The following is a 15,018-nucleotide window of genomic DNA, read 5'->3' as shown; positions in this document are numbered from 1 at the left end:
GTTAGGGTTCAATATTCAGTAATAAGTCTGAAAGATAATAACTCCCCACGTACCTAACAAGGGTTTGCGGCTATTTCTAAATGTAAAGTTAAAGACCGGCTTTTAGTCCCGGTTCCATATTTCCCAAGCCTTAAGCGCCTGAAGTTCCAGCATTTTCTCCCCGTTTAAAACCGTTGCTCCACGGGCTGCAGCCAGCTTCATTAATGCCGTTTGCGGCGGATTGTAAATGAGGTCGAATAACAGGTGCCTGGAACTGAGGTAATTTACCGGGAGCGGCGGATATTCTTCTACTTTTGGATGCGTTCCAAGCGGCGTGGTGTTTATAATGACAGTGTGTTCCTCAAGTATCTCTTCGGAAAGTTGCTGGTAAGAAATGGCATTTTTGGAAGGTGAGCGGGAGACAAGGCGGGTTGTGATATCCAGTGAATTCAAAGCGTAATTAACAGCCTTGGAGGCGCCACCCGTGCCCAAAATAAGTGCTTTTTTGTGATCTGGCTTCAGGAAGGGTTTTAAGGCTTCTGAAAATCCGAAGTAATCGGTGTTATAGCCGGTAAGACTCCCGTTGCGCTCTACTTTAATGGTGTTTACGGCACCTATTTTTTGAGCGGTCACATCAAGACTATCCAAAAAAGGGAAAATGGCTTCCTTATATGGGATGGTGACGTTAAGACCTTTTAATTCCGGATTTTTGGCGAGCACTTCAGGAAATTGGTTGATGTCCTGCAGGTCAAAGTTTTCATATGTGGCGTTTATGCCTTCACTGGTGAATTTTTCAGAAAAATACTTCCGTGAGAAAGAATAGGAAATATTACGTCCTACGAGTCCGAATTTAAGCATGGGATCTTTTATTTTTTAGTTCGGCCAGGGCCAGCCAGAGTACCAGCAGGGTTCCTGCAACAATGAAAAAAACTGCAAGCCAAGTGCTGGGTTCATTTATTGCCGGCAGGTACCTGTCATAATTGTCTAAGATCTTATTCCCGTTTTGATCCAGCAAAAATACACCTTCAGTATTTCTACGGAATTCTGCTTCTTTCCATGGCCACACCACTCCCAGGGAGCCGGTGATAAAACCAATAATCACTGCAAAAGTGGCATTTTTGAAGTGCTTCAGCAAATATCCCAGGATGTGAGACAGGGAAACGAGCCCGGCCACAGATCCTGCCGTAAATACGAGTAATACCTGCAGCAGGCGCAATCTTTCGGGATCGTCAAGAAAACCAAGGTCAAACCTGAAGAGATCGGACAAAGTGAGGTACAGCGCATTGACGGAATCTACCAGCAGCAGCACGTAGTTGCCCAGGAGAATAAGGATAAAAGAACCTGAAAGCCCGGGGAGTGTCATTCCAGAAACTCCTACAATTCCGCAGAAAAAGACAAACCAGAGATTGTCATTCTGCGCGGCCGGCTCTAAAAAGCTGATGCTCACCCCTGCAATGATACCAAGAAGCATAAAGCCAATGTTGCGGCGGTTCCACTCTTCAAAATCCTTACTTATGTAATAAATGGAGCCCAGGATCATTCCGAAGAAAGAAGACCAAACGTAAAGCTCGTAATGTGTTATAAGGTAATCTAACAGCAGGGAAATGGAAAAATAGCTGATGACCATTCCTAAAACAAGCAGCGAAAGAAAGCGCCCGTTGGTGTAATACCAAAGGCTGCGAAACCTTCCGTTGATCAATAATTTCAGGGAATTGATGTTGACACGGCGAAGGGAAAAAATAAATTCCTCATAAAAACCGGCTACAAAAGCCACCATCCCGCCCGATACGCCGGGAACTTTATTGGCAGCCCCCATAAGGACTCCCTTGATCACCAGGAATATTTTATCGCTAAACGTTCGGGTTTGCTGCATTGTCCTGCACCGGCTTTTTTTCTGCGAGGCCCTCTAAGATAAGAATAAGAGCAAACCCTGCAAGCATGAGCATAAAGGCCTGAAAGGTGTGAGGCTCTGAACCAAAATTCCATGGCATTACAGATTCGTCTCTTAGGGTGATTACCTTGTCACCATACTGGGCGGTTTCCAGTTGTAACTTCCACGGCCAAATCTTGTTGAGAGAGCCGGCGATAAATCCAGTTAATGTTGCCAGGGTTAGGGTGCTGTAATTGCGGAAGAGCCATTTGAGGAGCCGGGAAAAGGAAAGTAATCCAAACACGGCGCCTAAAGCTACTATGCCCAATATCTTTAAGTCGAATTCATGTGCTGCTTCACTCACGGTTTTATATGCTCCAAGGAGCACCAGGATAAAGGCTCCCGAAATTCCTGGTAATATCATTGCACAAATGGCAATGGCACCTGCAAAGAACAGGTAAAGATCATTTGGTGCTGCAGCTAAAGGTGGCAGCGAGGTGATATAGAAAGCTACTCCTGCGCCTATTACCAAAAAAAGAAACACGTTAAACGTCCATTTTTCGATTTGTTTTGCCACGTAGTATATGCTTGCCAGTACCAGCCCAAAAAAGAAAGACCAGATAAGTATTGGATGGTTCTCCAGCAAGTAATTGGTGAGTCGCATCACAGTAAAGATGCTAAACAGGATTCCGCCTAAAAGGGCAATGATAAAGTTGCCGTTAAATTCCTTCCACATTGCTTTAAATCCCTCATTCTTCCAGGTGTAAAGCAGCCCAATTTTTACCCCGCTAATGGTAGAAATGAGCTCCTCATAAATCCCTGAAATAAACGCTATGGTACCACCGGAGACCCCGGGAACAACATCGGCCGCTCCCATGGCCATTCCCTTTGCCGTTAGTACAAGATAATCTTTAAAGCTTCGTCGCATCGTCTGGTTTTGAAGTGCGCAAAGTTATAAGAATTAATTGCAAGATTTTAGGTGCATCTTTATTTTCTCCTTAACCGATTTTCTTGCGAAAATAGAAGGGAAAAGCTCTTCAATGATAATGTAATAATCAGAATCCATTTTGAGGGCGTTATTCAAATGCGTATTTCCTTTTTCGGGTTCGTGCAGCATGAAATAAAGTCCGGCAAGTCGGTACTCAATCTCTGCTGTTTCAGGATAGAATTCCACGGACTGTAGCAGGTTTTGTACGGCAGCCTCAAATTCCCCTAAATCAATAAGTACATCGCATCTTTTCACCCAGGTTTCAAGCTCATAGTTTCCCAGTTCGAGCGTACGGCGGTAACCTTTTTCAGCTTCTTCAAGTAGGTTCAGCTGGTTGTTAATGCGGGCATACCTCTTCCAGTACAGCACATTCTCGCTGTCAATATTGATAGCTTTATTGATGTAGTAAAGAGCTTTCCGAAAATTCTCCTTTTTATAAAAGAAGTCTGTGATGGCTATCCAGCCTTTGTCCAGCAAAGGATCTTCATGAACCGTTTGGCGGTAATTCTTTAATGCCAGCTCATCAAGCCCCAGTTTTTCATAACATTTACCAATACGCAGGTACGCAAAAGAGGTAGGATCATCAAGATCCATGGTAATGCTGTAGTTTTCAATAGCTTCATTAAACTTGCCCAGTTTTTCCAGCACCTTTCCTTTTTCAAGATAAGCTCCTATAAAAGTATCGTCACTAATGATGGCAAAGTCAAAAGCTGAAAGGGCTTTATTGTAGTCTTTGAGATCAAAGTACTGTTTTCCCAGCTGGTGCCAGGCAACTTCTGAATACGGGTTCGTATCGAGAAATTTGTTAAGATACGTTATGGCTTCCCGTTTTTGTTCAAGAAAATCAAAGCAATACATGATGTTGTAGAGCGCTGAATAATCTTCTTTATCGGCTTCAAGGCACTTCATGAAATTGAGCTTTGCGTTCTCAAAATCTTCCAGGAACAGGTATTCCATTCCCAGTAGGGAATAAACATCGGCTTCGTCATAGCTCATTTCAAGAGCAACCTCAAGCATTTGAATAGCTTCCTGGTGTTGATCTTTCTTTGAGAGTATGTTAGCCTTTTGAATATAGATTTCCTCATTTGAGGATTCCAGGTCATAGATCTCATTGAGAATTCCTTCGGCCTGATCAAGTTTATCTTCAAAAACCAGGATCTCCACGCGCAGCAACTTCAGGTTAACCGAAGATGGGTGTTGTGAAAGTCCAAGCCTTACAGCTTTTTTGGCAAGTGTAATTTTTCCGTTCTCTAAATAGTAATGAATAATATTTTCAAACTCATCGGAGTCGAAGAACAATACATCATTCGTCTTCAGCATCGATTCAAAACGAGTAAGGGAGAAATTGTTTTCTTCGTTATGGCTTAATAGCATAAGCAGTGATTTACTGATTTCTTCAGTATTAAAGTTATAAATGTTCTACAGCGACCGGGTTAAAAACGAATTATGTTGTTAACAAAGTAATTAACACCTATTTGTCCTGCAATAAATCATTTAGTATGTCAATAATTATGCCGCATCCTTCTTTTATTTCACTCATTGAAATAGTAAGCGGCGGCGTAATTCTAATAGCTTTTCCTTCAAATAGTAACCAGAACAAAATCAAGCCTTTATCTTGCGCTCTCAGCACAAGTTCGTTAGCAATTTCTTCGGAAGTTAATATAGGAGCGAGCATTAATCCGCGTCCCCGTACCTCACAAATGAGCGGGTGCACCAATAATTCTCTGAAAAATTGCTCTTTTTGAAGGGTTTGGGCAAGCAGGTCTCCTGTTACCAGTTCTTGTAATGTTGCCAGAGCTGCCGCCGCAATCACGGGATTTCCACCAAAAGTAGTGATATGCCCCATTTTTGGATTGGCACTAAGCGTATCCATTATTTCTGAAGAGGAGGTGAAGGCTCCAATGGGCAGTCCGCCACCCATGCCTTTTCCCATCACCAGAATATCGGGTACGGTATTGTAATTCTGAAAGCCAAACAGTTTTCCGGTGCGCCCGAAGCCCGGTTGGATCTCATCGAGGATGAGGAGGGCACCCACTTCTTCACACCTGGCTTTTACCTTTTTGAGATAATCGTTTTGAGGCTGAATAAAGCCTGCACCTCCCTGGATGCTCTCCAAAATAACGCCTGCCGTATTTTCATTTATCTTTTCAAGGTCTTCCTCACGGTTGAACTCAATCCAGGAAATATCGGGGATCAACGGGCGGAAAGGCTTTTGCCGCTCCTCGTAGGTCATTAGGCTCAACGAGCCCATGGTATTCCCGTGGTAGGCGCTCTTTGCTGCAATTATTCCAGATCTTCCGGTATAGCGGCGGGCAAGTTTTAAGGCTCCTTCAATGGCCTCGGTTCCCGAGTTAGTCAGGTATGTTTTTTCCAGCGGTGCCGGGAGATGTTCTGCGAGCAACTTACACAATTCTATAGCGGGCCCCTGTGCATATTCGCCGTACACCATAACGTGCAGGTACTTTTCTGCCTGTTCTTTTATCGCGTTTACAACACGAGGATGGCAGTGGCCCAAAGTACAGGCCGAAACACCTGCCACAAAATCGAGATGCTTTTTGCCTGCTGTATCATAGATGTACGATCCCGAAGCATGGGAAACTTCCATTGCCAAAGGGTAAGGCGAAGTTTGCGCCTGATATTTTAAAAAATCCTGTTTCAATCCTTTAGTCTCTTTTAGGTTGGGTGGCAACGGCAGGGGAGATGGTGTCCTGCTGTTGTGCCGGGCGCGGTTCCTGGCCCGGAGTAGGCTGAATACTGTCCATTGCTGGAAGGCTGTCCAGCTCTTCCTGTCGTAAGAGTGGTTCGGGTTGAGCAGCTTTGCCCGCATTTGGAACAGTATCTACAGTTCTTTCCTGAAGATCTTTTTCCTGTAAACGACTCTTATTATTCAGCAAAGGTCCTTCCCGCGACTCATTGTTAAAAAAGTTTTCTTCTGCTTCGGGCATAGGTATCCCCTGTATTTTCACCGGCTCATAATCTGGATCGTCAATAAAGAGATCTTCTACAGAATTCAGTCTTTCTTCACCACGCCAGTTAAAGCCCTTAAGTGTACGCTCTTCTTCAGGAAGTTCACTTTCAGGATAAAGAATTCCGTCGACATTATTAAGGTAATCGACCATGCTTATCTCTTCATCTTCAAAGAAAACAGAAATAGAGCTCGACAGGGTTTTATTAATACCAATCAAATCTCCAGCGTCATTTCTCATGTAATAAAGTGTCTCGGTATTTTTTACCAGGTCAACCTGATCTAAAGCATTATCTTCAAACTTCCCATACATCTGCAAACCCTTCAGCTGATTAAACCCGCCCAAGCTGTCACGCTGAATCATAAATGCATTGTCATATACTTTGAGAGAATCCATTTTTTCGGTCACAACATTGTTGAGCAAGTGAATGGTATCTCCTGTTAACTGGTTGTTTTCTGACCACATCACCGGCCTGCCCAACATTTGCGTCAACCCGGTTTTTTCCCGTACATGAATAGAATCACTCTTACCGCTCATATTGCTCTTGTACAGGCGCACGCCATAAAAACCACGAATGATCCTGTCTTCGGGTTTGCCGGTAACCATTAAGGTATCTGCATGAATATAGAGAGAGTCCTGCTCCTGAACGCTCACTGCCACCGCACGTTTGGTGATAAAAACTGAATCTTTTTCCCTAAAGACTTCAGCGTAATGTCCTCGTATAACACTTTCATTAATGGTGTCTGTAACCTTTATATTATTTGTGGCCGAAGCAAAATTGGTGTTCCGGTTAAAGTACAGGCTATCCCCCTCTAAAATCCGGTTTTCATAGTCAATTCTTGAATTTTTCACAAAATAACCGGTATCGCCACGGGTGTCGTAGAACCCTCTTTCGGCGTATATTGTAGATTGATCGCTCGTTATTGTTGTGGGGCCATAGAAGTAGGCGTGACCATTATCAGAATAAAAATCCAGCTGAGTAGACAGCAAAACATAATCGGGGTTAGTGATCACCACTTCCGAAGCGAAGGTGTATTTTTCATCTTCCAGGTAGTAGCGACCAATTCGGCTTTTAAGGACACTGGCAGTATCACGTATAGTTCCACCGCTGCGGTAGTAGGCCTGCTGTTTTGTGCGGTCAAAGAAAAGCGTGTCGGTTTGTAAGCTGGTTTGTGGGTTGCGCATAAAGACATTTCCGCTGGCAAAAGCAAATTGCGTATCGCCATTGTATTCGGCATACTGGCTGGTCATGGTGATGGTATCACCCTGTTCCATACGCACATTTCCGTAGGCTTTAAAGAAGTTCTCTTCGGCGTAATGAATGGCCTGGTCGGCCCACACTTCAATACCCTGGTGAATAAAATGAACCTGCTCGTTCACCTTACTCAGAATAAAGGCACCCGGATAATTCTCTTCATCTTTTAGAGTACGTTCGCTTTCATAACGAATCTTCTTTTCTTCCTGGCTATAACTACTGAAGCCTATGAAAAAAAAGATTGAAAAGAGATATAGAACCTGAACGTACTTCACCAGTAGAATTTTGCTTCAAAAGTAATGAATTCTGAAGGAAATAGGTGAGCTGCTGAGATCTTTTAAAGATTGAAATATCAGGTATTTCTATAGTGGAGAAACTTCCTACAGCATCACAATTCCGTTAAAAACACATTTAATTTTTGCCATTTTTGACAGATTTATTGGATGGATGGTATTGTATGAAAGGAAACACCTGGGCAAGGATGTCAAGAACATAATAGTCTAGGTTGCTCATCCTGAGTGGCACTTTGGCAGTAATCAAATCTGAAGCGCCTTATGAAATAGGTGTGGCAGCATAAAATAACTTACAGGAAACCTGGTTGGCGGTTCTTTTTTTATTTTTTCCGTTTGTAGTGGAGTTGTGTCAAGCCTGTTTCAAATGTTTTTGCTTTTACAAATTCGAGTATTTGTTCAGGTCGCCCGTCTTTAAATAATCTTGTACCATTACCTAACAAAAAAGGAACTACAGAAATAATAAATTCATCAATTAAGTCATTTTTTAATAGTTCATTAATTACTTCTGCACCACCATCACAATAGATATTTTTTCCGTTTTTAGATTTGAGTTGTTCTGCTAAATCAGTGATTTTACCTGTGTAGAAAGTTGTTCTGCCAACATTTGATCTTTTGGTTCTTGTTATCACATATACATCCCTTTGGCCATTGTCGTAAAATGATGGGCCAATTTCCTGAAGCACGTAGTCATAGGTTTTTCTACCAATAATCAAGGTGTCTATGGAATCCGTAAATTCATTATAACCATAGTCTTCACCTTCTTTTTCTACGAGTTTTAAGAAACTCAAGTCATCATTAGGTTTTGCAATGTACCCATCTAAGCTTGTGGCAATGAAAAGTGATATTTTTCGCATCTGTTTTAAATTTTTTTATAATCTCCAAACGAGCTGATTTGAGTACTTAATTCCGCAATTTCTTTTGGAGACAGGATCTCTGAATACGAGTAATATTATTCTCTTCCAGATCCATGCAACTGCCCATTAAATCTTCCATAAATTCCAGGTCTGATATAATTACGCTCAGCCCCAAAAAAGGAAAGAATTTTTTATCCAGCTCTACTTTGCCATATTTTTTGACGTCAGAACTTCCATACAACGCATTAATCACCTCGTACCGTTCTTTGTGAATTGAATCGTTCTGCGAATAAGCAACGCCCGTTAATGTCAGAAATAAACACAATATGATTTTCTTCATTTTCTAAATTCTGACTAATATCAAATTTAGTTTGTTTTAAGCCTAACCCCTTATTAATAAGCTTTCGAACACTTTATGTAAGCTCCCCCTAATTAGAACTGCTTGATGATATAAAATTATTGTTTTTGGTTTTATCTGTAGTTGCTATTAGAGAATTAAATTCTGCATATTCTATTGGAGCCATTTTTCCTAATGCATCGTGAGGTCTTTGATTATTGTAATCATCCATCCATACCTGTGTTTGTTCTCGTACCTGATCCAGATCTTCAAAAATGTATTTATTTAAAACTCCTCTTCTATAACTTCCATTGAATCGTTCAATAAAAGCATTCTGTGTAGGTTTTCCTGGTTGGATATATTTGAAGTTGATTCCATGCATCTGACTCCATTCTGAAGCTATTTTAGCAATAAACTCAGGACCATTGTCCATTCTTATTTTCTGAGGTTTTGTTCTTCGATTAATTAGGTGGTTTAATACCCAAATAACTCTATTGCTGGGCAAGGAAAAATCTACTTCTATGTGAAGTGCCTCCCGGTTATAATCATCAATAATAGTAAAGGCCCTAAACCTTCTTTTATTATCCAGGACATCTGTCACAAAATCCATACTCCAGGTATGATTAAGGGTCTCAGGTACTTCTAAGGGTTCTTTTACTCTTGCTGGTAATCTTTTCTTCACTTTACGCCTTAAGCTTAAGCCAAGGTTTTTATAGACACGATAAACTCTTTTATGGTTCCACGGCTTTCCTTCCTTACGCAGTCGCTCATAAGCCATCCAAAAACCTTCCTCACTATACTTCTCTGCCTTTTGCTGTAAGGCTTCTTCTATGGGTTTATCATCTTTAGGGAGAGGTTTATAATAAAACACACTCTTGCTCATTTTTAAAACACGGCACGCCCTGCTTATACCGTAATGAGCAAGTTCTTTAGCTATGGTTCGCTTACGGCAAGGCTTTAGAGCTTTTTTTCGATGATCTCTTTAGCCATCTCATGATCCAAAGAAAGGGTGGCATACATTTGCTTGAGTCGACGATTCTCTTCCTCAAGTTCTTTGAGTCGCTTAAGCTCTTTGCCATTCATTCCGCTAAAACGTTCTCGCCATTTGTAAAAAGCAGCGGTGCTTACACCATATTCACGACTTATCTCGGCAGCTGTTTTACCGTTATCGAATTCTTTAAGGATCTTAGAGATCTTCTGTGGAGAAAATTTACTTTTTTTCATACTGTTTAAAATTAAGAATTATTCTACTTTTAAACAGTTCGGTTTTAAGGGAAGCTTACAGTTCGGATGAACTTCTGCACCTTTTGTTATGTAGAAATAATGAAATCTTAATATGGGGAACTTTGAAGCTAGATGCAAATATTGATTACGAAAAACCTCTACGTTAGCCAAGAGATCTGAGTTATAAACACTTCTTAACTCGTCGATAGTTTTGTTAAGGTCAAATATATCAAGTGCTGAAGAATTACATTTTTCTATAGGAGTTTCACCAAAGCTATTGACGTTTTTAGATTGTAGGATAAAAACATCGATTACAGAATTTCTTTTTCCTTCAATTAATTCTGTGTCTCTTTGGACAAGCTCTTGATTGACGAAAGTATATATTGAATCAATACCACCATCGCCACCATTATCAACAATTCCTTCTTCAACTTCATCATATGAAAGTTCAAAGTCTTTCATTATTTGTTCGGTTACAAAAAGATGAAAATAGTCATCAGTTGTTAATTCTGAATAAAGTTCCCGCCTATTTTGTTCTATAAGTGTTTGTAAAACTATTTGATTGTTATCTGCCATTAAATTGGAATTTTTCTATAAAATGATGCACAACTCGTTATATGAAAACTAATATAGTGTTTTATCATATTAAAGTTGCGGGATAACAACAGGTTTTTCTGTTCTTTTTACGACCCTATTTTATTCAGGATGTGGTGGTAAAGTGAGGGGAGGGGTTTTATGTAGGTTTAAAATTTCGTAAAGAAAAGCTACAATAAAACCACGATGACCTCAGTAAAACCTTAGTAAAATTTTTCTAGAAACTGACTTCAGCAGACTTTTTATGAGGATTTTTAAACCTGTCCAGGTCTTTTATCTGGTCCTTATAGTCAATAGGGAGCAGCAGTGATTTGGCAATATGGTCCAGTTTTAAGTACCGCATGATCTTATAGGTTGTTAGCGCAGGTGGTATGATGGGGTTTGAAGTCAGGTGGAGTAGTTCTTTGACCTTTTGTGGGCATACCAGTTCCTGTACTTTTAACAGGAACCAGTAGCGCACAGGGCCAAGATGCTTTTTGTACTGCCGGTAGAGATCTTTGCTGTACCTGCTGTCTTCCAGGTCCTGTTCCAGGTGCTGTTTTCTTTGTGACAGCCAATCATTATAGTTTGGTGGTAAGTCTTCGATTTCCATTGCCTTTCCTACCCGGTAGAAGACGTCCAATACTTCTTGTTTTTCATCTTGAGAAAGTTTCCGCTCCAGTAGTTCATAGGCTCGAATGGAATATCCAATGAGCATAAAAAGTACATCCCGGTATGCCCACTGCGGAATTTTGTTGCCCCGCTTATTTTCTACTCCGCTGTGGATGGCATTGATCCTGTTGATGGCTCCTATGGCTTCGGAATGGGAGAGGAACACGATTTTCCTGGCATAGGTGACGGTTGAAAAGAGCCGGCCTAAAGGATCGGTGGGTAATTTTCCGGTAAAGTACAGCCAGTCTACTGCTTTGTTTAAAGCAAACTCGGCCGATGCACCTGCAAAAATGACCAGGATAGTATCACTCTTACCCCAAATCTCTCTTACTACCGATTCTTTCTTTACAAAATATTCCATACTTCAGGACTCACCGTTTCTCTCTTTTGTGCAATTTTCCTGCCTGTTTTCCATCGTTTTTATAGTCCGAATATTTCCGCAAGATCACTTATTCCGAGGGTAAACCAGAGAATGACAATACCAAGAATGATCTTCAGCGCAACCGGAATATACAATCTGAAATGTTTTTCAAAAGCACGGCTTATGGGTGGCAAGTAAATGAGGGCCAGAAAAAGATATATCAAGCCGGGTACAGGGTGTACCAGCATAAGGTTGAGGACACCGAGAGTGACCAGCAGCAGACCGAATAACCAGCCGCTCAAATTCGATATGTATTTATGCCAGATCATCTTATTCTTTTAAAATTAGCTATTTATTCATGGATCCTGATCCATTCAATGCTCTCTGCTCCTGTAAATTTCACAACCATGGTTTTAGTGTGGAAAGGCACAAGGCCAAATCGCTTTTCCCGGACTCTGTAGAACAGATAATTTGTGTCTACCCTGGTTGTTTCTCCCAGAAGGTCCAATACTTACGGCTTCTTCAGTTTTCTGAAATTTCAGTCTTAGATAGGATCCTTCAGCATGCTGTCTCTATAAGAATATTTGAAAGCATCTTTGAAACGCCATTTTTTAGCATTAAAAGATTTCGCAGGGTTTCAGGGATATTTTCCGTAGCAAGAATTAGGTCTACAGGAGAGACAGCAGGCGAGGAGCAGGGAGTGAATAAGGATTGCTTCCATACGGTATTAGCTGCCGGCAAAGGGGCTTCCAAATACACCTACGGCTAGTTCGGCCCAGACCAGGAAAAGTGCTCCCAGAATGATGGCACAAATGATAAGGCGTTTTTGACTGTCTTTCACCTTTCTTAATATCAATTCTATGATAAGGCCGGTGCCGTAGAGGAGGATGGCTGCAACGATAAAATCGAAAAGGTCCCAGTTCACTTCCTGGCTGAATTGCATGCCAATGAGTGGAAGAAGTAGAAGTAATGTGGCGGCGAGTAAGATAACAGTTAGTCTTTTGGTTTTCATAACGTCTGATTTTTATAGTTGTTTTTGGTTTAGGAAACTTCTGGATTTATTTTGATTAGAGCGGTCTTTCAGATTATCTCTTCCCCTTATAAAGTTTGTAAGGGTGAACCAAACGTGGTCTTTGGAGTATTCAGCTGTAAAGAGATGTCGATGAATTTCCGTGGTCGTCATCATGTTCTGGGTTTTAGTTATTTTAAAGTACTTTGAAATTCAAAGTTTATGGGCAAAAAAATTACTTTTGTGATTTGATAAGGTTTTCCAGCGCTGTGAGGTGTTCTTCAAAGGCTTTTCTTCCCGATCTTGTCATTGCATATTTTGTATTGGGTTTTCTGTCAATAAATGCTTTTGTCACTTCAATAAAATGCTCTTTTTCCAGCGCTTTTAAATGACTGGCTAAATTCCCATCTGTCACCTCGAGGTAATCCTTGAGAGAAGAAAAATCAAGCGTATCATTTACAGCCAGGGCCGACATGATGCCGAGGCGTATCCTGCTCTCGAAAGCCTTATGCAACCCATTTATAGATATTTTCACCTTTCGTACTTGTAGTTCACGTAAATGCCATATATGATATGCAATATTCCGAAGCCAACAGCCCAAAACATCAAGCCATACTGGGTAAAATATATTGCCAGCAGCCCCAGCACCAGCTGGGCAATGCCAAAATATTTTACATCGCTGAAGGTGTAATTTCCGGCATTGTAGAGCGCAAGGCCATAAAAAATTAGTGTAACAGGTGCCAAAAATGCCAGCAAACCTTTGGCTAAAAATATCAGTGAGATAAGCCCGCCGGTAACTAGCGGAACTGCCATACTTTTAAGCATGCTCTTTGCGGCTGCATTCCATACTCTCTCCCCGCGTTCCCGGCCTTTACCGACTGAAAAAAAGACTGCAGTTGTGATAGCCAAAAGCAGGACTAAAGTTCCTGTTAGTAAAAGGCTTAACACCTGTTCCTTTGAAGTAGCTTTGTACAGGAGAGACTCTTGTTGATCAAAAATCCCGTGTACTGAATAAACACCTGCTAAAGCATATACACCTGCCAATACGCCCGAAACCCCGCTAAGGGAAAGGAACTTTGTAGAGCGCTCCATGATAGACCGTATCTCCCGAAGGTCTTGCATATAATCTTCTTCAGTCTTCTTCATTTAAAAAGTACTTTGAGTTTCAAAGTTAGTGAATAATTTTAAATGTGCAAGAGGAAAATGTATGAGCTGTGGTTTTAAATTTTTCAGAAAACCGGTGCTGACGAAAATTTGGGTCGTATTATAATAGCAGTTATTGATGCTGATTGAGTTTAAGCATAAAAAAAGGTGCTGCTTTCGCAACACCTTTCAAAAATGACATTTTTGAGACCTTTTAAAGTTTGATGGTCTGTAGCCTGTCTGGCCCTACCGAAACGATTTTTACCGGGATCTCCAATTCTTTTTCAATGAAAGAAATATAATCTTTCAGTTCAGTTGGCAATTGGTCTGCCGAGCTTAGTTGAGTGAGATCCTTCTCCCAGCCTTTGAAATGGGTGTAAATGGGAGTTACATTCTCATGTTCAATATTGTATGGCAGGTGGGTGATCTCTTCGCCGCGATAGTTGTATGCGGTACAGATCTTCAAGGTGTCAAAACCGCTCAAAACATCGGCTTTCATCATAATGAGTTGGGTAACGCCACTCACCTGTACTGCATATTTTAATGCTACCATGTCAAGCCATCCGCAACGGCGGGCTCTTCCGGTGGTTGCACCAAATTCTTTACCCACACGTCCCATGGTCTCCCCATCTTCGTCAAAAAGTTCGGTAGGGAAGGGGCCACTTCCAACGCGGGTGGTGTATGCTTTAAATATTCCGAAGACTTCCCCTATCTGGTTTGGAGCAACTCCAAGACCCGTACAGGCTCCTGCCGCGGTAGTATTTGAGGAAGTAACAAACGGATAGGTGCCAAAATCAATGTCGAGTAAAGATCCCTGGGCACCTTCAGCAAGAATAGTTTTTTCGCTTTTTTGAGCCTGGTACAGGTATTCTTCACTATCAATAAACTGCAGCGATTTTAGGGTTTCTATAGCCTTAAAGAATTCGGTTTCAAGTTCACTAAGGTTGTATTGTACGTCTACGTTGTAGAAGCTTATCATAGCCTCATGCTTGTCGGCCAGGGTGCGGTATTTCTCTTTCCAGTCGCTTAGTTCAAGATCTCCAACTCTAATTCCGTTACGGCCGGTCTTATCCATATAAGTAGGACCTATTCCTTTTAAGGTAGAGCCAATCTTGGCCTTGCCTTTTGAAGCCTCACTGGCAGCATCCAGCAAACGGTGGGTAGGTAAGATTAAATGTGCTTTCCTGGAGATTACAAGTCTGTCTTTATAATCTACCCCGGCTTTGCTCAGGTTATCTAATTCTCTCTTAAAGATAACAGGGTCTATTACCACGCCATTTCCTACAAGGTTTAATGCATCTTCGTGAAAGATGCCCGAAGGGATGGTATGAAGTACATGCTTTTGACCATCAAATTCTAAGGTGTGCCCTGCATTTGGGCCTCCCTGGAAGCGGGCGATGATGTTATATTGTTTGGTGAAAACATCTACTATTTTTCCTTTGCCTTCATCTCCCCATTGTAATCCAAGAAGTAAGTCTACTGCCATAAAAATTC

General features: G+C 41.4%; 16 protein-coding genes. All 16 read right to left on the bottom strand.

Annotated features, from left to right (window positions below):
- Positions 1-102: 102 nt before the first annotated feature.
- The 16 genes from V5739_RS00830 to V5739_RS00755 all read right to left on the bottom strand — a co-directional run bounded on the left by V5739_RS00830 (position 103) and on the right by V5739_RS00755 (position 15,010).
- Positions 103-837, bottom strand: a complete 735-nt coding sequence (locus V5739_RS00830) for a shikimate dehydrogenase family protein (protein ID WP_423819271.1) — start codon at positions 835-837, stop codon at positions 103-105.
- Positions 830-1,852: a DUF368 domain-containing protein gene (locus V5739_RS00825; protein WP_423819270.1), complete on the bottom strand. Its 1,023-nt coding sequence runs from the start codon at positions 1,850-1,852 to the stop codon at positions 830-832. The genes V5739_RS00830 and V5739_RS00825 overlap by 8 nt, the downstream gene beginning before the upstream one ends.
- A complete protein-coding gene (locus V5739_RS00820) occupies positions 1,830-2,777 on the bottom strand; it encodes a DUF368 domain-containing protein (protein ID WP_423819269.1) in 948 nt (315 codons plus the stop codon). Before V5739_RS00820 ends, V5739_RS00825 begins: the two co-directional genes overlap by 23 nt.
- Positions 2,778-2,810: 33 nt before the next feature.
- On the bottom strand, positions 2,811-4,211 hold the full coding sequence (locus tag V5739_RS00815) for a tetratricopeptide repeat protein (RefSeq protein WP_423819268.1): 1,401 nt from the start codon (positions 4,209-4,211) through the stop codon (positions 2,811-2,813).
- A gap of 97 nt (positions 4,212-4,308) precedes the next feature.
- Complete coding sequence (locus V5739_RS00810; protein ID WP_423819267.1) at positions 4,309-5,496, bottom strand: aspartate aminotransferase family protein; 1,188 nt, start codon at positions 5,494-5,496, stop codon at positions 4,309-4,311.
- A 4-nt stretch (positions 5,497-5,500) separates the two neighbouring features.
- A complete protein-coding gene (locus tag V5739_RS00805) occupies positions 5,501-7,333 on the bottom strand; it encodes an OstA-like protein (protein ID WP_423819266.1) in 1,833 nt (610 codons plus the stop codon).
- 338 nt (positions 7,334-7,671) lie between these two features.
- On the bottom strand, positions 7,672-8,205 hold the full coding sequence (locus tag V5739_RS00800) for a dihydrofolate reductase family protein (protein ID WP_423819265.1): 534 nt from the start codon (positions 8,203-8,205) through the stop codon (positions 7,672-7,674).
- 46 nt (positions 8,206-8,251) lie between these two features.
- Positions 8,252-8,545 (bottom strand): hypothetical protein, encoded by a 294-nt coding sequence (locus tag V5739_RS00795; protein WP_423819264.1) that lies wholly within the window; start codon positions 8,543-8,545, stop codon positions 8,252-8,254.
- 88 nt (positions 8,546-8,633) lie between these two features.
- A protein-coding gene (locus V5739_RS00790; RefSeq protein WP_423819263.1) for an IS3 family transposase occupies positions 8,634-9,766 on the bottom strand; the annotation gives its coding sequence in 2 pieces (ribosomal slippage) (positions 8,634-9,505 and positions 9,505-9,766; 1,134 coding nt in all).
- An 18-nt stretch (positions 9,767-9,784) separates the two neighbouring features.
- A complete protein-coding gene (locus V5739_RS00785) occupies positions 9,785-10,342 on the bottom strand; it encodes a hypothetical protein (protein ID WP_423819262.1) in 558 nt (185 codons plus the stop codon).
- A gap of 235 nt (positions 10,343-10,577) precedes the next feature.
- Positions 10,578-11,372, bottom strand: coding sequence for an oxygenase MpaB family protein (locus V5739_RS00780; RefSeq protein WP_423819261.1), 795 nt, complete (start codon positions 11,370-11,372; stop codon positions 10,578-10,580).
- 59 nt (positions 11,373-11,431) lie between these two features.
- Positions 11,432-11,701, bottom strand: coding sequence for a hypothetical protein (locus V5739_RS00775; protein WP_423819260.1), 270 nt, complete (start codon positions 11,699-11,701; stop codon positions 11,432-11,434).
- A gap of 398 nt (positions 11,702-12,099) precedes the next feature.
- Entirely contained in the window at positions 12,100-12,384 is a 285-nt protein-coding gene (locus tag V5739_RS00770; RefSeq protein WP_423819259.1) for a hypothetical protein, read from the bottom strand.
- Positions 12,385-12,616: 232 nt separating this feature from the next.
- Complete coding sequence (locus tag V5739_RS00765; RefSeq protein WP_423819258.1) at positions 12,617-12,916, bottom strand: winged helix-turn-helix domain-containing protein; 300 nt, start codon at positions 12,914-12,916, stop codon at positions 12,617-12,619.
- Positions 12,913-13,527 carry a hypothetical protein gene (locus V5739_RS00760; protein WP_423819257.1) on the bottom strand — a complete coding sequence of 205 codons (615 nt, stop codon included), beginning with the start codon at positions 13,525-13,527 and terminating at the stop codon, positions 12,913-12,915. The genes V5739_RS00765 and V5739_RS00760 overlap by 4 nt, the downstream gene beginning before the upstream one ends.
- A gap of 211 nt (positions 13,528-13,738) precedes the next feature.
- Positions 13,739-15,010, bottom strand: a complete 1,272-nt coding sequence (locus tag V5739_RS00755) for an adenylosuccinate synthase (protein WP_423819256.1) — start codon at positions 15,008-15,010, stop codon at positions 13,739-13,741.
- Positions 15,011-15,018 lie beyond the last annotated feature (8 nt).

The sequence above is a fragment of the Salinimicrobium sp. TIG7-5_MAKvit genome (assembly GCF_049569215.1).
Lineage (GTDB): Bacteria > Bacteroidota > Bacteroidia > Flavobacteriales > Flavobacteriaceae > Salinimicrobium > Salinimicrobium profundisediminis.
Note: the sequence above shows the minus strand (reverse complement) of the source record. Positions and strands in the feature narration are given on the sequence as shown.

What these genes read in the sequence shown, in the direction of transcription:
- V5739_RS00830 (WP_423819271.1), bottom strand. Translation starts at nt 837, where the DNA reads ATGCTTAAATTCGGACTCGTAGGACGTAATATTTCCTATTCTTTCTCA.
- V5739_RS00825 (WP_423819270.1), bottom strand. Translation starts at nt 1,852, where the DNA reads ATGCAGCAAACCCGAACGTTTAGCGATAAAATATTCCTGGTGATCAAG.
- V5739_RS00820 (WP_423819269.1), bottom strand. Translation starts at nt 2,777, where the DNA reads ATGCGACGAAGCTTTAAAGATTATCTTGTACTAACGGCAAAGGGAATG.
- V5739_RS00815 (WP_423819268.1), bottom strand. Translation starts at nt 4,211, where the DNA reads ATGCTATTAAGCCATAACGAAGAAAACAATTTCTCCCTTACTCGTTTT.
- V5739_RS00800 (WP_423819265.1), bottom strand. Translation starts at nt 8,205, where the DNA reads ATGCGAAAAATATCACTTTTCATTGCCACAAGCTTAGATGGGTACATT.
- V5739_RS00795 (WP_423819264.1), bottom strand. Translation starts at nt 8,545, where the DNA reads ATGAAGAAAATCATATTGTGTTTATTTCTGACATTAACGGGCGTTGCT.
- V5739_RS00785 (WP_423819262.1), bottom strand. Translation starts at nt 10,342, where the DNA reads ATGGCAGATAACAATCAAATAGTTTTACAAACACTTATAGAACAAAAT.
- V5739_RS00780 (WP_423819261.1), bottom strand. Translation starts at nt 11,372, where the DNA reads ATGGAATATTTTGTAAAGAAAGAATCGGTAGTAAGAGAGATTTGGGGT.
- V5739_RS00775 (WP_423819260.1), bottom strand. Translation starts at nt 11,701, where the DNA reads ATGATCTGGCATAAATACATATCGAATTTGAGCGGCTGGTTATTCGGT.
- V5739_RS00770 (WP_423819259.1), bottom strand. Translation starts at nt 12,384, where the DNA reads ATGAAAACCAAAAGACTAACTGTTATCTTACTCGCCGCCACATTACTT.
- V5739_RS00760 (WP_423819257.1), bottom strand. Translation starts at nt 13,527, where the DNA reads ATGAAGAAGACTGAAGAAGATTATATGCAAGACCTTCGGGAGATACGG.
- V5739_RS00755 (WP_423819256.1), bottom strand. Translation starts at nt 15,010, where the DNA reads ATGGCAGTAGACTTACTTCTTGGATTACAATGGGGAGATGAAGGCAAA.